At 55.7% G+C, this 11,983-nt stretch carries 10 protein-coding genes; 7 read left to right on the top strand and 3 right to left on the bottom strand.

Annotated features, from left to right (window positions below):
• Positions 1 to 403: 403 nt before the first annotated feature.
• Positions 404 to 1,864, top strand: coding sequence for a CoA transferase (locus A6F49_RS15570; protein WP_052499944.1), 1,461 nt, complete (start codon positions 404 to 406; stop codon positions 1,862 to 1,864).
• A 157-nt stretch (positions 1,865 to 2,021) separates the two neighbouring features.
• Positions 2,022 to 2,945 (top strand): glycine betaine ABC transporter substrate-binding protein, encoded by a 924-nt coding sequence (locus A6F49_RS15565; RefSeq protein ID WP_043055498.1) that lies wholly within the window; start codon positions 2,022 to 2,024, stop codon positions 2,943 to 2,945.
• 27 nt (positions 2,946 to 2,972) lie between these two features.
• On the opposite strand, the gene A6F49_RS15560 is transcribed toward A6F49_RS15565, so the two are convergent.
• The gene (locus tag A6F49_RS15560) at positions 2,973 to 4,142 is read right to left on the bottom strand and encodes an MFS transporter (RefSeq protein ID WP_043055497.1); all 1,170 of its coding nucleotides are present in this window, start codon (positions 4,140 to 4,142) and stop codon (positions 2,973 to 2,975) included.
• A gap of 252 nt (positions 4,143 to 4,394) precedes the next feature.
• Between A6F49_RS15560 and A6F49_RS15555 the strand changes: the two genes are divergently transcribed.
• The gene (locus A6F49_RS15555; protein WP_082911850.1) at positions 4,395 to 5,639 is read left to right on the top strand and encodes a M20 family metallopeptidase; all 1,245 of its coding nucleotides are present in this window, start codon (positions 4,395 to 4,397) and stop codon (positions 5,637 to 5,639) included.
• Between the two features lie 8 nt (positions 5,640 to 5,647).
• Positions 5,648 to 7,186: an MFS transporter gene (locus A6F49_RS15550; RefSeq protein ID WP_043055496.1), complete on the top strand. Its 1,539-nt coding sequence runs from the start codon at positions 5,648 to 5,650 to the stop codon at positions 7,184 to 7,186.
• A gap of 133 nt (positions 7,187 to 7,319) precedes the next feature.
• Here A6F49_RS15550 and A6F49_RS15545 read toward each other — a convergent pair whose 3' ends face one another.
• Positions 7,320 to 7,649: a DUF2218 domain-containing protein gene (locus tag A6F49_RS15545; protein WP_052504640.1), complete on the bottom strand. Its 330-nt coding sequence runs from the start codon at positions 7,647 to 7,649 to the stop codon at positions 7,320 to 7,322.
• A gap of 135 nt (positions 7,650 to 7,784) precedes the next feature.
• On the opposite strand from A6F49_RS15545, the gene A6F49_RS15540 reads away from it, so the two are divergent.
• A complete protein-coding gene (locus A6F49_RS15540; RefSeq protein WP_043055494.1) occupies positions 7,785 to 8,156 on the top strand; it encodes an iron chaperone in 372 nt (123 codons plus the stop codon).
• A gap of 53 nt (positions 8,157 to 8,209) precedes the next feature.
• Here the strand turns inward: A6F49_RS15540 and A6F49_RS15535 are convergent, their stop codons facing one another.
• Entirely contained in the window at positions 8,210 to 9,022 is an 813-nt protein-coding gene (locus tag A6F49_RS15535) for a hypothetical protein (RefSeq protein ID WP_043055493.1), read from the bottom strand.
• Positions 9,023 to 9,188: 166 nt separating this feature from the next.
• Between A6F49_RS15535 and A6F49_RS15530 the strand changes: the two genes are divergently transcribed.
• Positions 9,189 to 10,313 carry an LLM class flavin-dependent oxidoreductase gene (locus tag A6F49_RS15530; RefSeq protein WP_043055492.1) on the top strand — a complete coding sequence of 375 codons (1,125 nt, stop codon included), beginning with the start codon at positions 9,189 to 9,191 and terminating at the stop codon, positions 10,311 to 10,313.
• A gap of 388 nt (positions 10,314 to 10,701) precedes the next feature.
• Positions 10,702 to 11,979: an FAD-dependent oxidoreductase gene (locus A6F49_RS15525; RefSeq protein ID WP_235605038.1), complete on the top strand. Its 1,278-nt coding sequence runs from the start codon at positions 10,702 to 10,704 to the stop codon at positions 11,977 to 11,979.
• The last annotated feature ends 4 nt before the right edge of the window (positions 11,980 to 11,983 follow it).

Here is an 11,983-nt window from a genome sequence, read left to right as displayed (position 1 = left end):
CAACGGCAGAATCGAACACCTGCGCGGCACCGCCCTAGGCTTCCGTAACCTCATGCATTACATCACCAGAGCACTGCTCGACACCGGCGGATTCAGACACCAACTACACTCATTTTTACGATGAGCCGGTATAGCAATATTATGAATCACCGGACCCATTTCGCGATACCGGCAAAGTTTTGGTGAGTGCTCAGGGGCCAGCCATGTACCGTTGGTTCAAATCACCGCTGGGGTTGGCAGATGCTTCAAACGTTTTTCGAACTCGTGGTTTCTCGGTCTACAAACTCCAGGAAAAGTGCTCCTTGGAGCGCCTTGACCCGAACGTTGCACTGTCAAATCCTCAAGGGGGTTGACGACGAGCAGTCGATGGCCATAAAACAAGAGACAACTGGAGGTGACGACGATGATCCCAGCACATCCACACCACGAGCCGACTAGTTCACACGATACTCACGACACGAACCGCACCTTACATCAGGTGGGCAACAAAGTCGCTGATGCACTCGGGCTGACCTCTGGTGAGCTTGCCTTGATACCACCGCTTCAAGAGCCACCGCGGTGGACGTCGAGATTACGAGTCGGAGAACTCGCCTTCGACAGCGTAGCTCTGGCGTCGCTCGCACTGTCATTGGCGGGCATCGACCGTGGTGTATTCGCATCGCACGAGGTGTCAGTCATGCCGGATCCGCACAAAGTCCAGGCGTCATTTGGCAGTGAAAAATTATTCCGTCTCGATGGATCAGCACCCACCATCTGGGCGGGACTGTCCGGCTTTTGGAAAGTTCGCGATGGCTGGGTCCGTACGCACGGCAACTACCCGCATCATGCGCAACGACTTGCTCGGCTGCTTGAGATCGCTCCTGACGCGCCGCGCGGAGCGGTTGAAGCCGCCATGCAGCAGTGGTCACGCTTGGAGCTGGAACAACATGCTCTGGCGGCCGGGGCTCTTGCGATCGCGGTGCGGACCCCTGCCGAATGGCAGGACCATCCCCAATATCCAAGCATTCGACACAGCCCGATCCTGCACTACGCTGCAGTAGGCGATGCGCCACCTCGCTCCTGGCCAGTCACCGCCACACTGCCGCTGACCGGCGTCCGAGTGCTCGATCTGACGCGTGTGATTGCCGGACCAGTAGCCACCCGCGATCTCGCGCTCGCCGGGGCAGATGTGCTGCGGATCGATGCACCGCAACTTCCTGAAGCTGCCTGGCAACACCTAGATACCGGGCAGGGCAAACGAACCGCCCTGCTGGACCTCGATCAACCTCAGGATCGTGCACAGCTAGACCAGTTGCTGTTAGAAGCCGACGTCGTCGTCCATGACTATCGTCCTGCTGCCCTGGAAAAGTATGGGCTTGACGTCAAAATGTTGCACCAGCGGTTTCCGGGGCTCATTGTCGCCCAACTCTCCGCCTGGGGCACGCACGGTCCCTGGGGTCAGCGGCGTGGATTCGATAGTCTCGTGCAGGCAGCCAGTGGCATTGCTGTGTTGGAAAGCAAGGACGACGGCGCAACTCCCGGAGCGTTACCCGTGCAGGCGTTGGATCACTCGGCCGGACACTTCTTGGCCGCAGCCGTTGCCACGGCGCTGCGAGCACAGCGGTCAACCGGTGGTTCTTTTGAGATCAGCATCAGTTTGGCACAGCTTGCCGAGGAGTTTTTGTCCGCCGGACCTGTGGAAAAACGTTTGTCGGCTGCCAGTGTGCAGCACCTGCCCACCGTGTCTGTCGAGCTTGATACCACGGCCCAGGAAGCTCCCGTGGTGATGACCTGTGCCCCGCCTGTGCTTGCTTTCCCAGGGGCATTCACCGAATATCAATCGCCGGTGCACTCGTGGGGCACAGATGCGCCCTTCTGGCGGTGACATCTCGTGCCCACTTTGAGCGGCACCACGGTAGTTCTCCACCTCACGGGCCCGTTTTCTGATTCGTTACACCATGGCAGTTGAATTCCTCGTAGGGTTAAAAGCATCGGGTTGCTTATTACACGCAGGTGTTTCGCATCTCTACCTTGGAAGGAACATGAAAACGAAGAGTGTAAAAAGACCATTTCAATTAGCCGCAGTCGTAGCGGCAGGATCCCTAGCACTCGCTGGATGTAACGGCGACGACACAGCAGATACTACTCAAGGCGGTGGCGAGGATCGCGGCGAAATTTCGGTCGTCGCTATCCCAGGTTGGACCGACCAGACGGGCATGGCCCACCTCTATGAATATGTTCTCGAGGAAAACGGCTACACCGTCGAAGTGCAAAACCTTGGCGACATGGCCCCGGCATTTACGGCGGTTGCTCAAGGTGATGTCGATCTGTTCGGGTCTACCTGGCCGGAACGAACCCACGACGTGTACTGGGAAGAACACGGCGATAATCTCGAAGACTTAGGAGTCTGGTACGACGACGCCAAGCTGTTCTTAGCAGTCCCCGAATACTCAGAGATCACCTCGATTGAAGATCTGCCCGAACATGCCGAAGCTCTTGACGGACAAATCATGGGGATCGAACCCGGTGCCGGCCTCAGTCGCATTACCGAAGATGAGGTCATACCGCACTATGGGCTCGAGCAAGATTTTGAGCTGCAGCTGTCCTCCACCAGTGCTATGCTCGGTGACCTCGAACGAGCAATGAATAACGAAGAAGAGATCGTTGTGACGCTGTGGACGCCGTTCTGGGCGACTGTCAATTTCGATGTGCGCCAGCTGGAAGATCGCGACAATATTTATGGTGAACCAGAAGGACTGCATACTCTGGGACGGGCCGGTTTCACCGAGGAGTTCCCCGAAGTCGCGAACATGATCGAGAACTTCTCACTGACCGATGAGCAATTCGCCGATCTGGAAAACACCATGGTCAACGAATTCGATGACGACGATCAGGGCGCAGTCCATGCCTGGTTGGAGGAAAACCCCGATATTGTCGAACAAATGTCCGCTGACTTGAATGAGTAGCTTGTGACGTGCGTTGTTCGTGTCCGGCTACCGTGTGGCCTGATAGCGTGCCAAACCCGCAACAGCAACCAAGGTCAAGACCACCGCGAGCCCGGAACTGGCTCCAAAAATCAGTGTCCACCGACCGGCTTCGGCTAAGGTCCCCGCCACCGCGGTACTGACAGCACTTCCGGCAAACAGAGCGCCGGCAAAGAAGGCGACCGTCATCCCTCGGGCCTCCGGGACCACCTGGGTTGCCCAAGATTGTAGCCCGGTGTGCATAAACGCCCAGGTTCCACCAAGTAACACCGCTGCAATGACGACGGTCAACACGGATAAATGCACCGCAACGGCGCCTAACCCGACAATGAGGCAGATGCCGCCGATCAGCACGATGTGTGATCCGCTCAATCGGGCCGTGATGGGACGAACCAGGCGTGAAAAGACCAGCGTTGCCACCCCGTAGGCGGCTACCGACAGTCCGGCCAAACTTGTTTCGATACCTTGATATTCCAATGCCGGTGCCAGCAGCGTGAGCAGACCGAGCACCAGGGCACCTTCAATAAATGCCAAGCACACCACAAAGACGGCCCACTTTTCGCTAAAGAACAGTTTCAGTGCAGCAAGCACCCCGGTGCGGTGATCGCGGTGGGGTTCGCTCAGCCGAAACAGCGGTATGAGACTTGCAAGTGCAAGCGTTGCGGACATCGCGAAGACGACCCGCCAGGTGAAGATCTGTCCCAAGAAGCCCGCCGCCGCGGTGGCCGCTGCTGTGCCCACTGCGATCGCTGCCATGAGATCGGACAGTGCTGATTGCCGGTGGCGCAGCGCCGTCGTATCCCCCACGTAGGTAATTGCCGCCGGAACGATCGCTCCAAAGAACCCACCGGTCAGGGCCCGCGCGATCGTCAACAGCACCAGATTGGGTGCAAAAGCAGAACTCAGACCGCAAATGAGTGCCCCGGAGAGGGCAATGCGCATGATGGTCAGTCGGCCGAATTTATCGGACAGCATGCCCCACAGCGGTTGGCTGAGTCCATAGGTGAAAAAGTAGACGGAGGCCACCGCCACCGCGACACTGAGTGGGACGTCGAAGTCCAACGCCAAGATCACCAGGAGCGGGGAGACACCAAACCGGTCCACGCTGGAGGTAAAGGCAGCCAGAGACACCGCGGCCGGCGGTCGAGTCAGTGCAGTAAGGGATGTATGAGAGACCACAGTGCTACCTTATCCCTGTCCTACACCAGATTTGCCAATAACCGATCTCCCGACACTGGGCTGCGATAGCTTCAGAATCTTGAAGCTCATTGAACTTCCTCGCACCTCACAGCGTCTTTTTTGGCGAGAGCCAATTCATGCATTTGTTCCGTCTCGTTCATATACTGAGGATAAGTTCGTACGAGGTTGTCACCGTTTGGCCGTCTCATACGGTCATCCAAGTGACAGGGGCCAGGGCCCAGATACGGTCGGATGCCCATATGGGAGGTTGTAGTGTCTGTACAGTTCTTAGAAAATATCGACGATTTACTGACCCGACTTCGCGAGGTCTATCGCGAACTGCATCAGCAGCCTGAGCTGAGCATGCAGGAACACAAGACTGCTGAACGCATTGAAGCCGAACTTGCTCATCTTGATGTCGAGGTACAACGTATCGGAGGGACCGGCGTCGTCGCAATTCTTCGCAACGGCACCGGTCCTACTGTTTTAGCCCGGGCCGATACCGATGCCCTGCCGGTGGATGAACAGACCGGCCTGGAGTATGCCTCGCACATCGAGGGTGCCATGCACGCCTGCGGACACGATATGCACATAACCACACTGCTGGGTGCACTTGAGCTGCTGGCAACGAATACAGCTGCCTGGTCGGGGACCTATATTGCCGTGTTCCAACCTGGTGAAGAAACCGCACAGGGTGCCCAAGCGATGGTGGACGACGGACTGGTTGATAAGATCCCAAAACCCGATGTGGCGCTGGCCCAGCATGTGATGTCAACGCAGGCCGGCACGATTGGGACCAGCGCGGGCCCGGTGTTATCTGCCGGGGATTCCCTAAAGATCACAGTGTACGGTCGCGGCGCCCACGGCTCGATGCCGCACAACTCGGTTGATCCGGTGGTCTTGGCGTCGTCGATTGTGATGCGGCTGCAAACGATCGTGTCACGTGAAACCCGGCCCGGCCAATTCGCGGTGGTCACCGTTGGCGCCCTCAACGCCGGGTCGAAATCCAATATCATCGCCGATCGGGCAGAACTGTTGCTGAACCTGCGCACCTATGACACCGCGGTCCGTGAGAACATCATGGCCGCCATTGAACGCATTGTGCGCGGCGAATGTCAGGCCGCGGGATCGCCCAAAGACCCTGAATTTGCATACTACGATCAGTTCCCACTGACCGATAATGATCCGGATGTCAACGCCAAAGTCACCGAGGCTTTCACCGAATTCTTCGGCGCGGAGGCGGTCTATGAGACCGAACCATACACGGCATCGGAAGACTTTAGCCGTCTGCCCAATGCATTCGGGATTCCCTATACCTTCTGGTTTGTCGGTTCGGTTGCCCCGGAAAAATATCGCAAGGCAGTCGAATCGGGCACGGTTGCCCAAGATATTCCAGCAAACCACTCCCCCTTCTTCGCCCCAGAGATTGATCCAACCCTAGAAATCGGCGTTCAAACGCAAGTAGTGGCCGCTCTGTCCTACCTCGCGAAAGAATAGGAGCAATCATGACTACCGCATCTCAAGAAACCACCAATACATCGTGGAAGCCTACAGATAAATGGCTGTTGGGTGTTGTCATTGCTGTCATCACGTTCTGGCTGTTTGCCCAAACGCTACTCAACGTCATCCCGGGCATTCAAAATGCACTGGGCATCGAGCTGACCACCGCTAACCTGGCGGTATCGATTACCTCGCTGTTCTCTGGACTCTTCATTGTGATCGCCGGTGGTCTGGCCGACCGCATCGGGCGCGTCAAAATCCTCTACATCGGGATCTACCTGTCGATCCTCGGGTCGCTACTCATCGCGCTGACCCCGGAGAACATGGGTGCCTTCACCACGGCCATGCTGCTGGGCGGTCGCATTGTGCAAGGACTCTCCGCCGCGGCGATCATGCCGTCCTCCATGTCGCTACTCAAAGCCTTCTACGAGGGCAAAGAGCGCCAGCGCGCCATTTCCTTCTGGTCCATCGGCTCCTGGGGTGGTTCCGGTCTGACCGCATTATTTGGTGGCGTCATGGCGACCTCATTTCTCGGGTGGCGCTCGATCTTCTGGATCTCAGCGGTGCTCGGGGTCGTGTCCCTGTTCTTGTTACGGGGCACCCCGGAGTCGAAAGCTACAAGAGATCCGAATGCCCCTGCCTACCGATTCGACTGGGGCGGTGTCGTAGCCTTCGTTATTGCACTGCTGGCGCTGAATATCTACATCTCGCAGGGACCAAACATCGGGTGGTTGAGTCTGCCCGGTATCGGATTGCTGCTAGTTACCTCGATCGCTGGCCTGATTTTCCTGCAGATCGAAACCAAACATAAGACCCCATTCTTGGACCTGCAGGTGTTTCGGAACGGAACGTTCACCGGTGCAACACTGTCGAACTTCATGCTCAATGGTGCCGCCGGAACCCTGATCGTCGCGCTCGGTCTGGTTCAAGTTGCGGCCGGGATGTCCGCGCTGCAGTCTGGACTGTTGACCCTGGGCTATCTAATCGCCATAATCTCCACGATCCGGGTGGGTGAAAAACTCCTACAAAAATTCGGGCCGCGCCGTCCGATGCTGTGGGGTTCCATGATCACCGGGGTGGGCATTCTGTTGTGCTCGCCGACCTTCCTGCTGATCGAACAATACATAGTGACGACGGTCATCGGCTTCACCCTGTTTGGTATTGGTCTGGGCTTTTACGCGACTCCATCCACGGACGCGGCGCTGACCAATGTGCCAGAAGATCAAATCGGTGCCGCCTCTGGTATCTACAAGATGGCCTCCTCGCTAGGTAACGCCATCGGTGTTGCGGTGTCGGCGGCCATCTATGTTGCCGCCCAAAACGCCAGCCCCGAATTACTGGAGCAGCTCGATATCTTTATCGGACGCCAGGACAACGTCGCCTTGCGCTTTGGTGGCGCCATCGGCCTGCTCTTCAACGTCTTGATGGTTGCGCTGGCTATCGCTTCCATCATCTTGACTGTGCCACGAGATAAGAAAGTCAAGATTGCCGAGGATGGACGTCCGGAACGCCAAGACGTCGCTCCGCCACCGATCGGCAACTAACAACCACCCGCAGGATTCGCTCCGATGAACTACCAGAGGCGGTCTCTTCGAATATGTTCGACGAGACCGCCTCTTGGTTGTGTCAGAGTTTAGGCGCCGTCGGTGAGCAGACTCTGACACAACCAATTCGAAGTTATTCGGTGGCTTGACGGGTTCCCGCAGCATCATCGTTACGGTGCCATTGCACTTCAATGTCTAGGTTTCGTGCAAAACCCACCAGGTGACGGCCGACCACACCTTCAAGTCGTTCGACAGCATCAGCGGGTCCTTCAACAGACAGTTCCAGCCGGTCCGCCGCCGCGACTACTTCAGCACGGTCTTCCCCAAGATTGACCCAGCCGCGTTCGGTTTCGGCATCCCATTCCCCACCGCTTTTGCGTTTCAAGTGGTTGACCAGTTGCTTACCGTAGCGCGCAGGACGCTCAATCATCACGGTGGCTTTACTCGTTATGTTCTGCGACAAGTTGCAATCCTTTTCTTCAAGTACGTGTTGCGAATCTATCTGAGATCCTAGGTGGCCCAGACGCAGGCCGCCATAGCTGGGCTTACGAGTGCGGTGGGCTATTCATGAACGTGCAGCGCCAACTACAGTGGAACCATGGATACACTGCAGGAATACTTAGAAACCATTCCGAACGACGAGAACCGTGCCAAACTTGAACACGTTATTGAGTGGGTGACGGAAACTTTCCCGGACCTCAAGGTCGAGATCAAGTGGAATCAGCCCATGATGACACACAATGGTACGTTCATTATTAGCTTCAGCGCATCGAGCAAGCACTTTTCGATCGCTCCTGAGCTGCGAGTACTCGAAGAGTTCCGAGACAAACTCACCAAAGCTGAGTATTCACACAGCAAGGCCCTGTTTCGTATCCTGTGGAAACAAGAGGTCAACTACCCATTGCTCGCAGAGATTATCGAACGCAGCATTGAGTACAAGAAGGGTTCTACGACCTTCTGGGCACGATAGTCAACGACTAGTAAGTTGTCATTCGTCAATGCGTGCAAAAATCACGCAAAGGGTTACTCTTCGCTAACCTCAAAGATGACAACGTCATCTTGATACGTTTCGTAAGAGTAAAAGTCGAGGTGGACTTCACCGCCTAGTGAAGCACCAGGGAAGAACGCAACATAAGAACTCTTCGAATCAGGAGATAACGAGAACATACCATAGTGCGTCTCTGATTCGGATTGGCGGCCATCTGCACTGCGGTAGGTAATCAATGGGATGTCGAGTTCTTCATCGCCGGTGTACAAGTTATAGCTAACAATCAGGTGGGAGTTCGATGCATTCATATACGCTGCGATGAATTCGACCTCTGCGCCACCAAAGGTTTCGGCATTCTGACCGTCACCCATGACCAAACGCTCAGAGACTGCTTGTTCAGCGACATGAAAATCGACGATCTTGCCGTTTTTGCCTTCAAAATCTGTATACTCGGCGCAATGTTCCTCACCCGGATAGCAAACTTCAAACCCGTTTTCTAAGGGTTTGATTTTTCCAGCTAGGTCCGATGAATAGAGGCCAGCATCAATTTGTGCGTTGACGTTGTGGGTGTAGTACTCAAGGTAGCCCGCAGCTGCAGAACCTTCCTGCGTTACTGCTTGCGCTGCTTCCAGGCTCGCAACTTTGTCAGAAGCAATCGCTTCTACGAATAGTTCCAAGTCTTCGTTCGTCGGCAGGTCCGGATCAGACGATTCTTCTGAAGGAGTTTCAAGGGCTGACACCGTTTCGTCTGGAGCTGGAGTGGCAAGTGTATCGTCACCACAGCCAGTTAGTCCGAATAACAACAGTGCAGCAAGTGCAGCCGAAAGAGTATGAGCGCGCATGTCCATCTTCAATTTCTAATAAGGCAAGTGATGCTCTGAAGATACTACTGACTAGGGGTTACTCAAGGACTTTCGGAGCGTATTACTCAAAAACTAAACTGCCAACGTTAGCCGCTTAGCATCAGAACATTCCACAGCCATCTTCAATGAGCCACCTGCTAGCTTGGTGGCCATGACCACCTCAAACGTTGATGCCATTGCAGATTCGCTCACCCTCGACGCACGGGATCCCGAACTTCGGAAAGCAGATTGGGCCTCCGACGCATATCAAGCACATCGTCGTTCCGGTCCACTCAAACTGGGTTTTCTGACCTTCTTGACGCAGGAACGTCGTGATCCCAGCACAGTTCTGCAAGAAGGCTTGCGACTGTTTGGCGAAGCAGAACAGCTTGGCTATGACTTAGGCATGGTGCGGGTACGTCACTTCCAGCCGTATGTGTCCGGCCCCATCTCGTTCCTCTCTGCGGCGTCACAACATACCAGCGTGATGCGACTTGGCACCGGCGTCATTCCCATGCATGCCGAAGATCCAATCCGCCTGGCAGAAGAACTTCAAACGCTAGATGTGATTAGCGGTGGTCGCGTCGAGGCCGGGTTTTCGACCAGCATGCCCGAACAAGGCATCGAGACGCACTGGGCAGAGCAGGTCAAGACAAAGCATGATTCCTGGGATAAATTCGACAGTTTCCTGGATCGCGTGGCAGGCAAACCATTGCTTTCGGAGCCGGACACTTTTATGTGGGGACTTCCTGAAGGCTCACCTGCGATCACACGACCAGAGGCCCCAGGCTTGCGCGACCGGATTTGGTACGGCGCTGGCAGCATGAATAGTGTGCAGCAAGCGGCAGCACGTGGACTCAAACTTCAGCTCTCCTCGGTCACAGACGAGGCCGGTGCTCGGTTTGAACCACGCCAGTACCAGCAGATCGCGCAGTATCGCCAGCAGATGGCGCAACTGCACCCGAATCGTACTCCGGAAGTGGCAGTGAGTCGCAATATTCTTCCGATAACCGGTGCGGCCTCAGACGAAGAATTTGAATGGCTCGTGCGCTTCTACACAGACAATATCTGCCCCAACGGCACAGGACGACCAGGCTTCCCGGCCAAAGGACGGTTCTCCCACCCAGCAACCGGCACGATGGACCAGACTATTGAATACCTGCGCAACGATGTCGCGCTGGCAGCGGCCGACACGCTCGTAGTTCTGGTACCCTTCTACTCGGATTTAGACAAGACCTTGCCGCTGCTAAAAATGGTGATCGACGAGATCGCCCCGGCATTGCGTAGTGGAGCATAGATCACCGCAACGCTTGTCATGCCCACCTGCTGACGACGCCATCAGCACCCCTCACTCTTTCCGTTTCAGCGATAATCATTTTTGTTTGGAGAACGATACGCGCACCCCGCCATATTTATGCGCCCAATATCCTGCTGTTTAGTGAAGCCAGGCAGGTTTTTTGACCTTCCTTCACCGCCTCCCGAACTCAAAATCGGGTGCGTTCTTTCAACCTTGACTAGGAGCATCGCCAGTGGCAACCTGGGGATCAACTGTAACGCAGAGCACAATTCACAGCAGTAAAAAAGAGCATTCTTCGATCTGTATTGATCACGAAGAATACTCAGAATATCCGATACGGCACCGTAGACAATAACGAGCATTCCCGTACTTAAAGGACTTGATACGCGTGGTGAATAATACAAATCCCGGCAAGAAACGTTCACGCTATTCCGCCTTCCAGCTGTTCTCCAAAGGGCTCACTCAAGAAGATTGGCCTGAAATCTGGTCTGAACCAGATATGAAAGACAGTTATGAAGTCGTCATTATTGGTGGTGGGCTTCACGGCCTGGCAACCGCCTACTATCTGGCAAAGAATCACGGCATTACCGACATCGCGGTGATAGATAAGAACTACATTGGTGCTGGTGGTTCGGGTCGTAACACCTCGATTCTGCGGTCGAACTACCTGACGCCAGAAGGCGTGAAGTTCTATGATCGTTCGTTGAAACTCTATGAACAGCTCTCGTCAGAACTGAACTTCAACCTGATGTTCTCCCAGATGGGCCACATGTCGCTGGCTCACGATGACGGCGGTATGCGCACGATGCAGTGGCGTGCGCAGGTTAACCAGGTCCAGGGCGTTGATTCCAAAGTCATTACTCCAGATGAGATCAAAGAGCTCGTCCCCTACATCGACATCTCCAAAGACACCCGGTATCCAATACTCGGTGCGCTCTACCACCCACCCGGCGGTACCATTCGCCACGACGCGGTGGTCTGGGGCTATGCCCGTGCTGCACACGAGATGGGCGTGCACATTATCCAGCACACCGAAGTCACTGGCATCGACGTCGAAAATGGTCGTGTGACCCGGGTTCGTACGGACAAAGGCAACATCGCCACCGGCACCGCGGTTAACTGTACTGCCGGTTGGGCATCCCTCATTTCTGATATGGCCGGGGTACGGATGCCTGTCACCACCTCACCGCTACAGGCAGCAGTGACCGAACCGGTCAAGCCATTCTTGGGCACCGTCGTCGTCTCGGGCACACTGCACGTTTACGTCAGCCAGACCGACCGCGGCGAGCTGGTCTTCGGCGCCAGTGTCGATCCATTTACCTCATATTCGATGCGCGGCACCTTGGAATTCGTAGAAGGCCTGGCCACCAACGTGCTCAGCTTGATGCCATCGCTGTCCAAGATGCGCCTGCTACGCCAGTGGGCTGGACTGTGTGACATGACCCCGGACTACTCGCCAATTATGGGCGAAACCGAGGTCGAGGGCTTCTATGTTGACGTCGGTTGGGGAACTTACGGCTTCAAGGCCGGTCCGGTTGCCGGAGAAACGATGGCCGAGACCATTGCCACCGGTAAACGTCCAGAAATTATCCAAGGCTTCGGTTTGGAACGCTTCTCATCCGGCCAGCTGGTCGGTGAGAAGGGTGCCGCCGCGGTTGGCCACTAACCCG

Source organism: Enteractinococcus helveticum, assembly GCF_001657475.1.
GTDB classification, from domain to species: Bacteria; Actinomycetota; Actinomycetes; order Actinomycetales; family Micrococcaceae; genus Yaniella; species Yaniella helvetica.
This window is presented reverse-complemented; position numbering and strand designations above follow the sequence as displayed.

What these genes read in the sequence shown, in the direction of transcription:
- A6F49_RS15555 (WP_082911850.1), top strand. Translation starts at nt 4,395, where the DNA reads ATGCCCATATGGGAGGTTGTAGTGTCTGTACAGTTCTTAGAAAATATC.
- A6F49_RS15570 (WP_052499944.1), top strand. Translation starts at nt 404, where the DNA reads ATGATCCCAGCACATCCACACCACGAGCCGACTAGTTCACACGATACT.
- A6F49_RS15530 (WP_043055492.1), top strand. Translation starts at nt 9,189, where the DNA reads ATGACCACCTCAAACGTTGATGCCATTGCAGATTCGCTCACCCTCGAC.
- A6F49_RS15565 (WP_043055498.1), top strand. Translation starts at nt 2,022, where the DNA reads ATGAAAACGAAGAGTGTAAAAAGACCATTTCAATTAGCCGCAGTCGTA.
- A6F49_RS15535 (WP_043055493.1), bottom strand. Translation starts at nt 9,022, where the DNA reads ATGGACATGCGCGCTCATACTCTTTCGGCTGCACTTGCTGCACTGTTG.
- A6F49_RS15540 (WP_043055494.1), top strand. Translation starts at nt 7,785, where the DNA reads ATGGATACACTGCAGGAATACTTAGAAACCATTCCGAACGACGAGAAC.
- A6F49_RS15550 (WP_043055496.1), top strand. Translation starts at nt 5,648, where the DNA reads ATGACTACCGCATCTCAAGAAACCACCAATACATCGTGGAAGCCTACA.